Origin of the sequence: Mycobacterium sp. SMC-14, from assembly GCF_046250075.1 — a bacterium.
In the GTDB taxonomy this organism is placed as follows: Bacteria; Actinomycetota; Actinomycetes; order Mycobacteriales; family Mycobacteriaceae; genus Mycobacterium.
This window is the reverse complement of sequence record NZ_CP176429.1, coordinates 2,131,969-2,145,900: the sequence shown is the minus strand read 5'-3', so window position 1 is coordinate 2,145,900 and position 13,932 is coordinate 2,131,969. Positions and strand designations below refer to the sequence as shown.

The 13,932-nt window shown below is 68.5% G+C and carries 15 protein-coding genes and 1 tRNA gene; 4 read left to right on the top strand and 12 right to left on the bottom strand.

The features are described from left to right. Positions 1 to 213 precede the first annotated feature (213 nt). Positions 214 to 612, top strand: a complete 399-nt coding sequence (locus tag ACKY0W_RS09975) for an Ltp family lipoprotein (protein WP_409437409.1) — start codon at positions 214 to 216, stop codon at positions 610 to 612. 9 nt (positions 613 to 621) lie between these two features. Here the strand turns inward: ACKY0W_RS09975 and ACKY0W_RS09970 are convergent, their stop codons facing one another. After that, the gene (locus tag ACKY0W_RS09970) at positions 622 to 759 is read right to left on the bottom strand and encodes a hypothetical protein (protein WP_409437408.1); all 138 of its coding nucleotides are present in this window, start codon (positions 757 to 759) and stop codon (positions 622 to 624) included. 240 nt (positions 760 to 999) lie between these two features. Further along, positions 1,000 to 1,073: transfer RNA gene (locus tag ACKY0W_RS09965), tRNA-Pro, on the bottom strand. 150 nt (positions 1,074 to 1,223) lie between these two features. Here ACKY0W_RS09965 and ACKY0W_RS09960 point away from each other — a divergent pair. Beyond that, positions 1,224 to 2,912, top strand: a complete 1,689-nt coding sequence (locus ACKY0W_RS09960; RefSeq protein WP_409437407.1) for a patatin-like phospholipase family protein — start codon at positions 1,224 to 1,226, stop codon at positions 2,910 to 2,912. Between the two features lie 5 nt (positions 2,913 to 2,917). On the opposite strand, the gene ACKY0W_RS09955 is transcribed toward ACKY0W_RS09960, so the two are convergent. Then, positions 2,918 to 3,700: a sulfite exporter TauE/SafE family protein gene (locus ACKY0W_RS09955; RefSeq protein WP_409437406.1), complete on the bottom strand. Its 783-nt coding sequence runs from the start codon at positions 3,698 to 3,700 to the stop codon at positions 2,918 to 2,920. Between the two features lie 60 nt (positions 3,701 to 3,760). On the opposite strand from ACKY0W_RS09955, the gene ACKY0W_RS09950 reads away from it, so the two are divergent. Next, positions 3,761 to 4,195 (top strand): hypothetical protein, encoded by a 435-nt coding sequence (locus tag ACKY0W_RS09950; protein WP_409437405.1) that lies wholly within the window; start codon positions 3,761 to 3,763, stop codon positions 4,193 to 4,195. A gap of 10 nt (positions 4,196 to 4,205) precedes the next feature. Here the strand turns inward: ACKY0W_RS09950 and der are convergent, their stop codons facing one another. From der to ACKY0W_RS09920, 6 genes are all read right to left on the bottom strand, one after another. Next, positions 4,206 to 5,612 carry a ribosome biogenesis GTPase Der gene (der, locus tag ACKY0W_RS09945; RefSeq protein ID WP_409437404.1) on the bottom strand — a complete coding sequence of 469 codons (1,407 nt, stop codon included), beginning with the start codon at positions 5,610 to 5,612 and terminating at the stop codon, positions 4,206 to 4,208. After that, positions 5,609 to 6,301, bottom strand: coding sequence for a (d)CMP kinase (gene cmk / locus ACKY0W_RS09940; RefSeq protein ID WP_409437403.1), 693 nt, complete (start codon positions 6,299 to 6,301; stop codon positions 5,609 to 5,611). Before cmk ends, der begins: the two co-directional genes overlap by 4 nt. Beyond that, positions 6,298 to 7,056, bottom strand: a complete 759-nt coding sequence (locus ACKY0W_RS09935) for a pseudouridine synthase (protein WP_406781632.1) — start codon at positions 7,054 to 7,056, stop codon at positions 6,298 to 6,300. Before ACKY0W_RS09935 ends, cmk begins: the two co-directional genes overlap by 4 nt. Then, positions 7,053 to 7,832 (bottom strand): SMC-Scp complex subunit ScpB, encoded by a 780-nt coding sequence (gene scpB, locus ACKY0W_RS09930; protein WP_409437402.1) that lies wholly within the window; start codon positions 7,830 to 7,832, stop codon positions 7,053 to 7,055. The genes ACKY0W_RS09935 and scpB overlap by 4 nt, the downstream gene beginning before the upstream one ends. A 14-nt stretch (positions 7,833 to 7,846) precedes the next feature. Next, complete coding sequence (locus tag ACKY0W_RS09925; protein ID WP_409437714.1) at positions 7,847 to 8,611, bottom strand: segregation/condensation protein A; 765 nt, start codon at positions 8,609 to 8,611, stop codon at positions 7,847 to 7,849. 113 nt (positions 8,612 to 8,724) lie between these two features. Next, the gene (locus ACKY0W_RS09920) at positions 8,725 to 9,582 is read right to left on the bottom strand and encodes a ParA family protein (protein WP_406757231.1); all 858 of its coding nucleotides are present in this window, start codon (positions 9,580 to 9,582) and stop codon (positions 8,725 to 8,727) included. Between the two features lie 113 nt (positions 9,583 to 9,695). Between ACKY0W_RS09920 and ACKY0W_RS09915 the strand changes: the two genes are divergently transcribed. Then, on the top strand, positions 9,696 to 10,451 hold the full coding sequence (locus ACKY0W_RS09915; RefSeq protein WP_409437401.1) for an O-methyltransferase: 756 nt from the start codon (positions 9,696 to 9,698) through the stop codon (positions 10,449 to 10,451). Between the two features lie 85 nt (positions 10,452 to 10,536). Here the strand turns inward: ACKY0W_RS09915 and xerD are convergent, their stop codons facing one another. The 3 genes from xerD to ACKY0W_RS09900 are packed head-to-tail and all read right to left on the bottom strand — an operon-like array spanning position 10,537 to position 13,914. Beyond that, positions 10,537 to 11,493 (bottom strand): site-specific tyrosine recombinase XerD, encoded by a 957-nt coding sequence (xerD, locus tag ACKY0W_RS09910; protein ID WP_409437400.1) that lies wholly within the window; start codon positions 11,491 to 11,493, stop codon positions 10,537 to 10,539. Beyond that, entirely contained in the window at positions 11,490 to 12,113 is a 624-nt protein-coding gene (locus tag ACKY0W_RS09905; protein ID WP_409437399.1) for an NUDIX domain-containing protein, read from the bottom strand. The genes xerD and ACKY0W_RS09905 overlap by 4 nt, the downstream gene beginning before the upstream one ends. Continuing rightward, positions 12,106 to 13,914: a CTP synthase gene (locus ACKY0W_RS09900; RefSeq protein ID WP_406757282.1), complete on the bottom strand. Its 1,809-nt coding sequence runs from the start codon at positions 13,912 to 13,914 to the stop codon at positions 12,106 to 12,108. Before ACKY0W_RS09900 ends, ACKY0W_RS09905 begins: the two co-directional genes overlap by 8 nt. Between the last annotated feature and the right edge of the window lie 18 nt (positions 13,915 to 13,932).

The window sequence follows — 13,932 nt, the reverse complement described above, 5'->3', positions numbered from 1 at the left end:
GGCCCGGCGGCCGCGGCCGTCATCACCGCACTCGGTCTAGCGACGCCCGGATGGCGCTACGGCTGGCTGGCGTCGTCACCGACGAGAACAGCCGGGGGTCGGCACGCTAAAACGACGACTCTCACTGACACCAGCGTCGAACGAAAGGTTTCCCAGATAGAATTCCTCTAAAAACACTCCTACTGCTTTCGTAAAGCACTACAGTCCGATTTTATGAACCAAAAGCCGCTCGCTGCACTCGCCGCCTTAGGGTTCCTGGTGATCGGCGGTATCGCCGCAGGTACGACAAGCGCAGCCCCCCTTGGCCCCGCGCAACCCCTCAGCCCAGTGAGTCAAGCGAACGCAGTTAGCAAGGCACGGGAGTACCTCGAGGTCTCCGCCTTCTCCCGCCAGGGGCTCATCGAACAACTGGAGTACAGCCAGTTCTCAACCGATGACGCGACATCTGCCGTCGACAGCCTCAACATCGATTGGAATGAGCAGGCAGCGAAGAAGGCAAAGGAGTACCTCGAGGTCTCCAGCTTCTCCCGTGGCGGACTTATCGAACAGCTCGAATATGGCGGGTTCACCCCGGAGCAGGCTGAATATGGCGTAGCGACGACCGGGCTGTAGGCCGGCCAGCTAATCGCCGTAGTTCAACAGGCCTACTGCGGCAGCCGACCCCAGCGCCACGATCGGCGGCCGGGCATCCAGCTTGGCCCACATGATCGCGTTCTCCGCGGCCGCCGCTCGTCGCCACTCACCCGACCCACCCGGCAAAACGGGCCGCGGTCACCTGCTGTTCCCGGCCCCCCGGAACGTTCCAAGTTTCATATGCACAGGCACGCACTATGTCGGCCTCGGCAGCGCGATCGCCGGGCGGGCCGGCCCCCACCCTTCGGTCGGGCCGCTCACGACGGCTCGACTCGGCCGGCAAGCACGTCGGCCGGGTGAACTTGACTGCGCCGCCGCGGCTTCGGCGCCGCACGCTTCGCCGCGGCTGTTGCCGCAGTTTCTAAGTCGGGCTGACAGGATTTGAACCTGCGACCACTTGACCCCCAGTCAAGTGCGCTACCAAACTGCGCCACAGCCCGCCGCCGCCACAACAACTCCGGCAGCAGGTCGAAATGCTACCGCACGCGCCCGGGTGTCCCGAATCCGCGTGACGTCATCTGGACCGCGTAGGCTCGCCACGCGGGACTGCCCCCCTCGGCAGCGCGACTACCCCTCAGGAACCACCACTTATGCAGCTTCCCCCCTCGCAGCAGTGGTCGGCCACGCCCGACCCCACGGACCCCATAGACACCCCCAAGACCAGCGCCGACTCCGCCGTCACCGACGAAGTGGTCGACGTCGTCGACACCGGCGACACCATCTTGCTGCTGCAGAAGATGGAAAACCGGCTGATTCGGCACACGCTGCGCCGGCCCGACGTGCTGAGCGCCGAGCAGCTGCGCCGACTGCGGTATCTGCTCAACTTCGCCCGGCTCGACGACTTCGAGCCCGGCGCCGCCGGACCGGGCGGCGCTCGCGGCCGCGGCGACGTATCGGTCGGCGCGGAACTGGCCGGGTGGCGGGCCAAGGTGGCCGACGCCCTGCGCGGCCCGCTGCGCGAGGAACGCGACCCGGTGATGGCATTGGTCGCCGCCCGCGACACCCTGGGCGCGCTGGCCGCCGAGCAGGACGAGCAACGCCGGCTGCTGGCCGAGCGCCACGGCAACGACTTCTCCCTGGCCGAGCTCGACGCCGAGGTGGGACACAAGAAGCTGGTCACCGTCCTCGGTGGTGGGGGCGGCGCCGGCTTCGTCTACATCGGCGGCATGGAGGCCCTGCTGAAGTCCGGGGCGGTGCCCGACTACCTGATCGGGTCGTCGTTCGGTTCGATCCTGGGATCGGTGGTCAGCCGCACCCTTCCGGTGCCCATCCACGAATACATCGAGTGGGCCAAGACGGTATCGTTCCGCGCCATCCTGGGGCCCGAGCGGCTGCGCCGCCGCCACGGCCTCACCGGTGTGTTCGCCTTGAACTTCGATCTGTTCGCGGACGCGATGTTCCGCCGCGAAGACGGTGCGCCGATGAAGATGTCGGACCTGGAGATTCCGTTCGATGCCGTGGTGGCCGGGGTGCGCCGCCAGCCGTTCGCGGACCTGCCGGGGCGTTACCGCAACCAGCGCCTGGCCGGCCTGCAGCTGCGGTCCTTCCCGTATCTGTCCTTCGGCCTGGGCCCGCAGGTGGCCACGCGCATGTGGCAGACGGCCGCCTTCATCGACCCGCGGGTGGTGACCCCGATCGTGATCGGAGGCGACAATCCGGACCGCGACGTCAACGTCGTTGACGCAGCGTCCTTCTCGTCGGCGATTCCCGGGGTGTTGCACCACGAGCCCAAGGATCCGGCCATGCAGCCGCTGTTCGACGCGCTGTTGGCCGACAACGACGTCGGCGCCCTGGTCGACGGCGGCGCGGCCAGCAATGTGCCGCTGGAGCTGGCCTGGAAACGGGTCCGCGCCGGCCGGTTGGGCACCCGCAACGCCTGCTACCTCGCCTTCGACTGCTTCCATCCACAGTGGGACCCCAAGCACCTGTGGCTGGTGCCGATCACCCAGGCGATCCAGTTGCAGATGGTGCGCAACGCCCCCTACGCGGATCATCTGGTCCGGTTCTCCCCCACGCTGTCACCGGTCAACCTGGCGCCGTCGGCGGCCACCATCGACCGGGCCTGCCAGTGGGGACGCAAGAGTGTCGGGCATGCCATTCCAGTGGTTTCCGCACTGCTGCAACCGGTCTGGTGGGAAGGCAGCGAGCCCGCGGTGGTGACGCCGAAGGCGCCCGCCCAACCGGAGCACCCGCACGCCGCGTCGATGAATGAGGTGATGGCCTCGGCCCGGGCACCGCGCAGCCGCTGGGAGCGGTGGCGCAGGCAGAACCCGGCCTGAGCCGGCTAGACCGTCAGCAACCGGTAGAGCCCGATCAGGCCGACCACCAGGATCACCGCGCGCAGCGCGTTCGGCGACAACCGGCGCCCGTAGTGACCGCCCAGGTATCCCCCGATCAGTGAACCGCCCGCGATCAATCCGGCTGCCGGCCAACTGATCCGGCCGAACGCCGTCACCATGTAGGCCACGGCGGCCACCACGTTGACGATCAGCACCAGTAGGTTCTTCGCAGCGTTCATCCGCTGCATCGACTCGGGCAGCAGCACGCCCATCACACCGACCAGCAGAATTCCTTGGGCCGCAGCGAAATAACCGCCGTACACACCGACGACGAAGGTGCCCACTACCAATGCCGTCAGCCGGCCACCGCTGAGCTGGTCGGTGGAGCGGCCCTCGGCCGCCGCGCGACGCTGCGCCACCGCCTGAATCTTCGGCCCGATCACCACCAGCGCCAGGGCCCCGACCAACAATGCCGGCACGATTCGGTTGAACACGCTCTCGGGCAGGTGCAGCAGCAGATAGGCGCCGAGCACCGCGCCCAGCAGCGATCCCGGTATCTGCCAGCGCAGCCGCTCCCACTGACCGCGCAGTTCGCGACGGTAGGCCCAGGTGCTGGAGATACCACCGGCCACCAGACCGATCGCGTTGGAGATCGTCGCGGTCAGCGGCGCAAAACCCAGCGTCACCAGGGTCGGGAAGGTGATCAGCGTGCCCGAGCCGACCAAGGCGTTGATCGCCCCGGCGCCCACCCCCGCCAGCAGGATCAACACCATCTGCGAAACCGGCATCTGCAGCACCCTACGCTGATCGTGCGCAGGGCTAAGGCAGCCCAGCGGAGAGGTGAGGCGATGATCGGCATGACGGGAAAACGTGCTGTGGGTGCTGTCTGCGGGCTGCTGTTCGCCCTCGGGGCGCCGCCGGCCGCCCAGGCCGCCCCGGAGGTGCCGTCAGGCCCGTACGCCTTCACCGCCCAGCACGGCCCGTCGCAGCGAGAGGCGACGTGGACGTTCACCCCGTGCGGCGCGAACTGCACCACTGTCAACGCGGAACGCTGGCTGCAGAACGCGGAATTTCATCTCAACGGCGGTCGCTGGGAGTACAACGGGCGGGGCAGCATGGACTGCCCGGTGGATCACACCCCGCTGCCGGTGTCGAAGACGGTCAGCTTCGATGCGGTGACACTGGCCGGCCAATGGACCACCGCCACCCTGGAACCGTGCGGCCGCGGGCCGGCCGGCGGAGTGGTGGGCCAGTGGGACTTCCAGCTGACCAAGACCGGGTAAAACTGACGGTTCAGCGAGAACGCTTGGGGCCGCGCTTCTCTCGCACTCGCACATTGATGCGGATCGGGCTGCCCTCGAATCCGAACGTCTCGCGCAACCGCCGCTCCAGGAACCGGCGGTAGCCGGCCTCTAAGAACCCCGACGTGAACAACACGAACGTCGGCGGACGCGACGCCGCCTGGGTGGCGAACAGGATGCGCGGCGCGCGCCCACCGCGCGCCGGCGGCGGGGTCGCAGCGACCACCTCTTTGAGCCAGTTGTTGAGCTGCCCGGTGGAGATCCGCTTGTCCCACGACTCCAGCGACGTCTCCAGCGCGGGCACCAACTTCTGCACGGCGCGACCGGTTTTCGCCGAGATGTTCACCCGTGGCGCCCACGCCAGCCGGGCCATGTCCCGGTCGATCTCCTTGTCCAGCAGGTAACGCCGGTCCTCGTCAACCAGGTCCCACTTGTTGTAGGCCAGCACCACCGCCCGGCCCGCCTCGACCACCATCGAGATCACCCGCTGGTCCTGCTCGGTCAGCGGCAGCGACGAATCGACCAGCACGATCACCACTTCGGCGGCATCGATCGCGCCGTGAGTGCGCACCGAGGCGTAGAACTCGTGTCCACTGGCCTGCCCCACCTTGCGGCGCAGGCCGGCGGTATCGACGAAACGCCAGATCTTGCCGTCCATCTCGATCAGCGAGTCGACCGGATCGACCGTCGTTCCGGCCACGTCATGGACCACCGAACGCTCATCGCCGGCCAACCGGTTCAGCAGCGAGCTCTTGCCCACGTTGGGCTTGCCGACCAGCGCCACCCGCCTCGGACCGCCACCACCGCCGGCGGTTTCGGCCACCTCGGGCAGTTTGGCGATCACCTCATCCAGCAGGTCGGCCACTCCGCGGCCGTGCAGCGCACTGACCGTGAACGGCTCGCCCAGTCCCAGCGACCACAGTGCCGCCGCGTCGGCCTCGGCTCGCTCACTGTCAACCTTGTTGGCGGCCAGGAACACCGGCTTGCCGGATCGGCGCAGAATTCGCGCGGCGGCTTCGTCGCCGGCGGTCGCGCCGACCACCGCGTCCACCACCAGAATCACCGCGTCGGCGGTCCGCATCGCCACCGCGGCCTGCTCGGCCACCAGCTGCTGCAGGCCCTTGGCGTCGGGTTCCCAGCCGCCGGTGTCCTGCACGACGAAGCGCCGACCGGTCCACAGCGCGTCGTAGGACACCCGGTCGCGGGTCACCCCGGGCAGGTCCTGCACAACGGCTTCGCGCCGGCCCAGGATCCGGTTGACCAGCGTCGACTTGCCGACGTTGGGCCGGCCCACCACGGCCACCACCGGCGGCGGGCCGGAGTCTTCGACGAAATCGTCGAAACCGCCTTCTTCGCCGATCTCCCAGTCGCTTTCGTCGACCCAGGTTCCGTCAGTCATCGGATCGCCCCGCAATGCTGCTCAACCAGGTCCCGCAGATGGTCGATCACCTGCGCCTGGGTCATGTCTCCGGTGTCCACGATCACCGCATCGTCGGCGGGCCGCAGTGGCGACACCGCCCTCGTGGAGTCCAATTCGTCGCGGCGAAGCACATCAGCCAGCACGCCCGCGTAGTCGTCGCGCAGTCCGGCCGCGACGTTCTGGTCGTTGCGCCGCTGGGCCCGAGTCTCCGCCGAGGCGGTCAGGAAGAACTTCACGTCGGCGTCGGGCAACACCACGGTGCCCACGTCGCGGCCTTCCACCACCACGCCGCCGCCTTGCGCGGCCAACTGCTGTTGCAGCGCGACCAACCGGGTGCGCACCGCGGGAACCGCGGCCACCGCTGACACCGCGCGAGTCACCTCGTCGCCGCGGATCTCATCCGAAACGTCTTCGTCGCCGAGAAAGGCGCGGTCTCCCTCGGGAAGGGAGTCCACCGCGACCTCGACGCCCTGTGCGACCGCACCGATGCCGTCGATGTCATCAAGCGCGACACCCGATCGCAGCACCGCCAGCGTGACGACACGGTACATCGCGCCGGTGTCCAGATAGCGCGAACCCAGCTCCGTCGCCAATCCTCTTGCGACCGTGGACTTTCCGGTTCCGGCCGGCCCGTCGATGGCGACCACGGCCGCGCTGCCCGCACTCACAGGCCCACCGCTGAATAGAGCTCCCCGACTTCCTTGCGGGTCAGCGCCCGGATACTGCCGGGCCGCTGCTCCCCCAGCGTCACCGTGCCGATGTCGGTGCGCACCAACTCCTGGACCGGAAATCCAACCGCCGCCAGCATCCGCCGCACGATCCGCTTGCGGCCTTCGTGCAAGGTGACCCGCACCAGGGACTTTCCGGGCACGGCGTCGACCACCGCGAAATCGTCGAGCTTCACCGGACCGTCGTCGAGTTCGACACCCTCGCGCAGCTTCTTGCCCAGCCCGCGCGGCACGGCGCCCTGCACGGTGGCCAGATACGTCTTGGGTACCTGATACGACGGGTGCATCAGCCGGTGCGCGAGCTCGCCGTCGTTGGTCAACAGCATCAGGCCCTCGGTGTCCGCGTCGAGGCGCCCGACGTGAAACAGCTTGGCGTCACCGCGAACTCGGTGTTCGACGTAGTCGCCGATACACGGCCGTCCGCGGTCGTCGGACATCGTCGAATGCACCCCGCGCGGCTTGTTCAGTGCCAGATAGACCCGGGTCTCATCGACGGTCACCCGTGCCCCGTCCACGCGGATCACCGAGGCGGCGGGGTCCACTCGGGTGCCCAGTTCGGTCACCACCTGACCGTCCACCTCGACCCGGCCGTCGCGAATCATCCGCTCGGCGACCCGGCGCGAGGCAACCCCGGCCTGCGAGAGCACCTTCTGCAGGCGCACTCCGTCTTGGTCTTCGTCCGGCCACGCCATCAGAGGTGGTCCACATCGAAGGTCAGCGGCTGATCGGTCGCCGGCACACCACCGAGTTTCATGAAACGCGGTTCGCTGTCCAAGGTTTCGCTCATTTCGTCGATCACGTCGACATCGGGCAGCAGCGGGGCGATGTCGGGCAGGTCGGTCAGCGAGGACAGGCCCAGCCGCTCCAGGAAAAGCTCGGTGGTGGCGAAGGTCACCGCCCCGGTGTCGGCGTCGGCGCCCGCCTCGGTGATCAGGCCGCGCGCGACCAGGGTTCGGATCACCGCGTCGACGTTGACGCCGCGCACCGCGCTGACCCGGGCCCGCGTCACGGGCTGGCGGTAGGCGACCACGGCCAGCGTCTCCAGCGCCGCACGGGTCAGTTTGGACCGCGCGCCGTCGAGCAACAGTCGCTCCACGTACGGCGCGAACCGGGCACGGGTGTAGAGCCGCCAACCGCCGCCGGCCTCACGCAGGTCGATACCGCTGTCACGCTGCGTGAACTCCTCGGCCATCGTGCGCAGTTTGGCTGTGATGCGGTAGACCGGCTGATCGGTGGCGGCCGCCAGCGCCTCCACGGCCACCGGCGTGTCGACCACCAGCAGCAGGGCCTCGAGCACCGATCCCAGTTCGGCGTCTTCGAGTTCGGGTGCCAGGGCGACGTCGATCCCGAGATCGGAGCCCGTTGGGCCGGCGGACTCCTGCGCGCCCTCGTGGTCTTCCCCGGCATCCGTCGCCTCGGGGGCCTCGGCAGCCTCCTCCGCCACTTCGGAGTCGGGCATGTGGTCAGTCATCAATTCGTCTCGCACTACTCGGCCGATTCTGCTTTCACCAGGTCTTCATTGGTGGGACGTTCCCCCGTCCACGACACCTGGAGCACACCAAGTGGTTCTGACTGCTCAAATGCTACCGCCCGGGCCCGATACAGTTCGAGCAGCGCCAGGAAGCGGCCGACGATCTCGATCGGCATCGAGCAGTCGGCGACCAGTTCGGTGAACGACGCCCACTGCCCCCTACCGCGAGCTTCCAACAGCCGCAACACCACACCGGCCTGCTCCGGAACCGACACCATCACCTGATGCAGGTGCTCAAGACCCACCACCGGGACCGGACGCGGGGTGAACGCGGCGGCCGCGATCTGGGCGAACGACTCGGCGTCGACACCGAGCATCACTTCGGGAAGCAGATTGGCGTACCCGTCTTCGAGCGCCACCGCGCGGGGGTAGCTGCGCAACGCCGCGGCTTCGAGCTCGGCGAACATCTGCGCGACGTGCTTGAACGCCCGATATTGCAGGAGCCGCGCGAACAGCAGGTCGCGGACCTCGAGCAACGCCAGGTCCTCTTCGTCGTCGACCTGGCCGGCCGGCAGCAGCCGGGCCGCCTTGAGGTCGAGCAGCGTCGCGGCGATCACCAGAAATGCGGTGGTCTCTTCCAGCTCCAACTGCGCGCCGACGTCGCGGGTGTAGGCGATGAAGTCATCGGTGACCTGGTGCAGAGCCACCTCGGTGACGTCGAGGCGATGCGCGAAGATCAGCTGGAGCAGCAGGTCGAACGGACCCTCGAAGTTGGTCAGCCGGACCTTGAAGCCCGGCGGTTCAGCGAGGCTCGACGGAGGAGAGTCGACGCTGGGATCGCCGCTTGAGCCGGGCGAATCGGCGGGGGCGTCGGCCGTCTGGGTGTCGGCGTTCACGCGCCGAAGCGGTCGATGACTTCGCGGGCCAAGGCACGATAGGCCTGCGCGCCGCCGGATTTCGGAGCCCAGGTGGTGATGGGCTCGCCGGCCACCGTCGTCTCGGGGAAGCGCACCGTACGGGTGATGACCGTGTCGAACACCAGGTCGCCGAACCGCTCGACCACCCGCGACATGACCTCGCGGGAGTTGACCGTGCGCGGGTCGTAGCGGGTCAACAGGATGCCGCTGATCTCCAGCTTCGGGTTGAGCCGGTCGCGGACCTTCTCCACGGTGTCGGTCAGCAGCGCCAGGCCGCGCAGCGAGAAGTACTCGCATTCGGTCGGGATCACCACCCCGTCGGCGCAGGCCAGACCGTTGACGGTGAGCAGCCCCAGCGACGGCTGGCAGTCGATCAACAAGTAGTCGTAGCGGTCGAGCACCGGTGTCAGCGCCCGCGCCAGGGAGTGCTCCCGCCCCACCTCGTTGACCAGCTGGATCTCGGCCGCGGACAGGTCGATGTTGGAGGGCACCAGGTCCAGGTTCTCCACCCCGGTGCGCACCACCACATCGTCGATACCGACCCGCGGTTCGACCAGCAGGTTGTGCACGGTGTGCGCCAAGTCGTAGTGCGGCACGCCCAGGCCAGCCGACAGCGCGCCCTGCGGGTCGAGGTCCACCAGCAGCACGCGGCGGCCGTATTCGGCCAGCGCAGCACCGAGGTTGATGGTGGAGGTCGTCTTGCCGACGCCACCCTTCTGGTTACACATCGCAATGACCTTGGCCGGCCCGTGCGTCGAACGCGGCTGCGGCTCGGGGATATTCCGCGGCGGACGCCCGGTCAGACCGACGCCGGGGGTGTCGTCGTCGCTCATGGCCGGACCGGCCCTGTGGTGGCGGACATCCGCAGAAGTCTAGTAGGTGTCCGGCGTCTGTATTAGCCACATGACCAGTGATTGCACGCGCCAACGGCCATAAGATCGCAACCATGAGCCTCAAACGACGTATTCCCTTCCTGCGGTGGTCGTTCCTGCGGATGGCAACCGGTGCTCGCAACATCGTCACAACAGGGCAGATCGGCGACGGCCGGGAGGCCGCAGCGGTCGACTTCGTGCTGGCCAACGCCCGGGCCGGCGACATCGACGACGTGCTCGCCCGCATCGACGAGTTCGCCTACGAGAAGTCTTTGCTGATCAATATCGGCGACGAGAAGGGCCTGCTGCTGGACGCCGCGGTGCAGCGGGCCAATCCGGGCCTGGCGCTGGAGCTGGGCACCTACTGCGGGTACAGCGCGCTGCGGATCGCACGCGCCGCACCGTCGGCGCGGGTCTATTCGATCGAGCTGGCCGAGGCCAACGCCGCCAACGCCCGGCGGATCTGGGCGCACGCCGGGGTGGCCGACCGGGTCACCTGCGTGGTGGGCACCGTCGGCGACGGCGGGCGCACGCTGGACACCCTGACCGCCAAGCACGGCTTTGCCGCCGGCGGCCTGGACTTCTTGTTCATCGACCACGACAAGGACGCCTACCTGCCCGACTTGCAGGCCATCCTCGACCGGGGCTGGCTGCATCCGGGGGCGGTGGTGGTGGCCGACAACGTCAAGCTGCCCGGTGCGCCGCGCTACCGCGAGTACATGCAGGCCCAGCAGGGTTCGCGGTGGGACACCGTCGAGCACCGCACCCACGTTGAGTATCAGAGCCTGCTGCACGATCTGGTGCTGGAGTCGACCTACCTGGGCGGCTAACGCCTCTAGTGCCTGGCGCGAGCGTGCACAGACCGACAGTTATTACGGCGTGTCGGCGTACAGACACGCACACTCGCGCGAAATATCACCGGGCGCGGGGGTGGGCTCCGGCCCACACCTCGCGCAGCGCGTTGACGGTCACCAGGGTGTAGATCTGGGTGGTGGTCACCGAGGCGTGGCCGAGCAGCTCTTGCACCACCCGCACGTCGGCGCCGCCGTCGAGCAGATGGGTCGCGAACGAGTGCCGCAGCGTGTGCGGTGACACCTTCGCGGTGATCCCGGCCCGCTCGGCGGCGTCCTGCAGCACCTGCCAGGCGCTTTGGCGCGACAGCCGCCCGCCCCGGGCGTTGAGAAACACCGCCGCGGTACCGCGGCCGCGGCCGGCCAATTCGGGGCGGCCCCGCACCAGGTAGGCGTCCAGTGCCGCGACCGCCGGCCGACCGACCGGCACCAATCGCTGCTTGCCGCCCTTGCCGTGTAACAGCACCGACCGGTCTTGAACATCGATATCGTCGATGTCCATTCCCACCGCCTCGGAGATTCGAGATCCGGTGGAGTACAACATCTCCAGCAGCGCGCGATTGCGCAGCGTCAACGGCCCGTCCGAGGCGCTGTCGCCGCCGGCGCCGGCCAGCAGCGCCGCCACCTCGTCGACGGTCAGGCTCTTGGGCAGGCGCCGCCCCGGCGTCGGCGGCTTGACCGAACGCGCCACGTCGGCCGCCACCAGTCCCTCCGCGGCGGCGAACCGGTGCAGGCCGCGCACCGCGATCAGCGCGCGCCCCGCCGAGACCGCCGACAGGGCGGGCACCCCGTTGTCCGGGTCGCCGCGACGCAGCGCCACCAGAAACTCGGTCACGTCGCCTTCGGCCACTCCGGCCAGGTCCTCTATCCCGCGGGCCAGCAGGTGCTCGCGGTAGCGGCGCAGGTCACGCCGATACGAACTCAACGTGTTGGCTGCGACCCCGCGCTCGATGGTCAGGTGGTCCAGATACCCCTGCAACTGCCCGCCCAGCGGGCCCACCGGCTGGGCCGCCGCGGTCATGGCCGGTTCTGCCTTGCCGCGAACGCCTTCGGTCGATCGACCCACTCGGCGCCGGTGTCACGCAGCTCGGCGAAGCCCTGACTGTGTACGTGGGCGGCCAGGATGCCCGCCACCGCAATGGCATTGACTATCTCGCCGGTAAACACCATGCGGGCCGCCTCGGCGAGCGAATACCACTGCAGCCTCAGATCGGCCTCTTCGTCGTGAGCCTCCGGGCGGTCCACCTCGGTCAGGCCGGTGGCCAGATACACCCGCACCGACTCGTCGGAAAAGCCCGGGGTGGAGTCCAGGTCTACCAGCACCTGCCAGGTGGTCGCGGTCAGACCGGCCTCCTCGACCAGCTCGCGACCGGCGGTCAGCTGCGCCGGCTCGCCCCCGACATCGAGCAGGCCGGCGGGCAATTCCCACAGCCGCCGGCCCAGCGCATGGCGGTACTGGTAGATCAGCGGGATCCTGCCCTCGGCATCCAGCGCGACCACCGCGACCGCCCCGAAGTGCTCCACCACGTCCCGGGTGGCCGTCGCGCCGCCCGGCATCAAGACCTCGTCACGGCGCAACGCAAAGATCTTGCCGCTGTGCAGCAGTTGCGACGACGTGGTCTCGAAGACGTGGTCAGCCACGGGTGACGTGTTCCGGCAGCGCTTCTTGCAGTGAGTCGGTCAACGGCTGGGCGCTTCCGCCGCGCCCCTCGGCTCCGTTCTGGGCGTCTTCGTGCTCAGCGCCGTGGGGTTCGTGGGCGTGCTCGGGGATCTCGACCGGCAGCCGCTCGGCGGCCTTGTAGTCCATCGCCGCGCCGACGAACGCGGCGAACAACGGATGCGCCCGGGTGGGCCTGCTCTTGAGTTCCGGGTGCGCCTGGGTGCCCACCAGGAACGGGTGCACCTCGCGGGGGTACTCGACGAACTCCACCAGCTTGCCGTCCGGGGAGGTGCCGGAGAACCGCAGCCCGCTCTCGGCGATCCGGTCGCGGTAGGCGTTGTTGACCTCGAAGCGATGCCGGTGCCGTTCGGAGACCTCGGTGGCCTGATAGGCCTCGGCCACAATCGAATCCGCTTCCAGTACGGCGGGGTAGGCGCCGAGGCGCATGGTGCCGCCGAGGTCGGCCGTTCCGGCGACCGCTTCCTGCTGGTCGGCCATGGTCGCGATGACCGGGTCCGGGGTGTCCGGGTCGAACTCCGCCGAGCTGGCCTGCGTGATCCCCGCGACGCGGGCCGCGTCGATCACGATGCACTGCAGACCCAGGCACAGTCCCAGCACGGGCAGCGCGTGGGTGCGGGCGTAGGCGATGGCCCCGATCTTGCCCTCAATGCCGCGGATGCCGAACCCACCGGGGATCAGCACGCCATGCATCTCCCCCAACGCGGCGGCGGCGCCGGCCGGCGTCTCGCACGCATCGGAGGCCACCCAGTGGATCTCGACCTTCGCGTAGTGGGTGAAGCCGCCGGCCCGCAGCGCCTCGGTCACCGACAGGTAGGCGTCCGACAGGTCGATGTACTTGCCCACCAGTGCAATTCGCACGGTCTCGTGGGGCTCGTGGACCCGGCGCAGCAGCTCGTCCCACTCGGTCCAGTCGACGTCCTTGAACGGCAGGTTGAGGCGGCGCACCACGTAGGCGTCCAACTCCTCGCGGTGCAGCACCTTGGGGATGTCGTAGATCGAGGGCGCGTCCGGGGTGGAGATCACCCCGTCGACGTCGACGTCGCACATCAGCGCGATCTTGTTCTTCAGCGCGTCGGGCACATCGCGGTCGCAACGCAGGATCAGCGCGTCGGGGGTGATGCCGATGCTGCGCAGCGCCGCCACCGAGTGCTGGGTGGGCTTGGTCTTGAGCTCGCCGGACGGGGCCAGGTACGGCACCAGCGAGACGTGCAGGAAGAACACGTTGTCGCGGCCCACGTCGTGGCGGACCTGCCGGGCGGCTTCCAGGAACGGCTGCGACTCGATGTCGCCAACGGTGCCGCCGATCTCGGTGATCACCACGTCGGGGCGCACACCGTCGGCGTCCGGCTCCGACATGGCCAGGATGCGCCGCTTGATCTCGTCGGTGATGTGCGGGATCACCTGCACGGTGTCGCCGAGGTATTCGCCGCGGCGTTCCTTGGCGATGACCGTCGAATACACCTGGCCGGTGGTCACATTCGCCGAACCGGACAGGTCGCGGTCCAGGAATCGCTCGTAGTGGCCGACGTCGAGGTCGGTCTCGGCACCGTCCTCGGTGACGAACACCTCACCGTGCTGGAACGGATTCATCGTCCCGGGGTCGACGTTGAGATACGGGTCCAGCTTCTGCATGGTGACCTGCAGACCCCGGGATATCAGCAACTGTCCCAGGCTACTTGCGGTCAAACCCTTACCCAGCGAGGACGCAACTCCACCCGTGACGAAGAGATGCTTCGGCTCGGTTTGCGGATGCTTTCGCAGTGGTGGCAACACCAACCT

Bases quoted from the DNA above. Each gene is read 5' to 3' on its own strand.
- ACKY0W_RS09955 (WP_409437406.1), bottom strand. From the start codon at position 3,700: ATGCCGGTTTCGCAGATGGTGTTGATCCTGCTGGCGGGGGTGGGCGCC.
- ACKY0W_RS09920 (WP_406757231.1), bottom strand. From the start codon at position 9,582: ATGAGCGACGACGACACCCCCGGCGTCGGTCTGACCGGGCGTCCGCCG.
- ACKY0W_RS09950 (WP_409437405.1), top strand. From the start codon at position 3,761: ATGATCGGCATGACGGGAAAACGTGCTGTGGGTGCTGTCTGCGGGCTG.
- ACKY0W_RS09975 (WP_409437409.1), top strand. From the start codon at position 214: ATGAACCAAAAGCCGCTCGCTGCACTCGCCGCCTTAGGGTTCCTGGTG.
- scpB (WP_409437402.1), bottom strand. From the start codon at position 7,832: ATGACTGACCACATGCCCGACTCCGAAGTGGCGGAGGAGGCTGCCGAG.
- der (WP_409437404.1), bottom strand. From the start codon at position 5,612: ATGACTGACGGAACCTGGGTCGACGAAAGCGACTGGGAGATCGGCGAA.
- ACKY0W_RS09960 (WP_409437407.1), top strand. From the start codon at position 1,224: ATGCAGCTTCCCCCCTCGCAGCAGTGGTCGGCCACGCCCGACCCCACG.
- ACKY0W_RS09915 (WP_409437401.1), top strand. From the start codon at position 9,696: ATGAGCCTCAAACGACGTATTCCCTTCCTGCGGTGGTCGTTCCTGCGG.
- xerD (WP_409437400.1), bottom strand. From the start codon at position 11,493: ATGACCGCGGCGGCCCAGCCGGTGGGCCCGCTGGGCGGGCAGTTGCAG.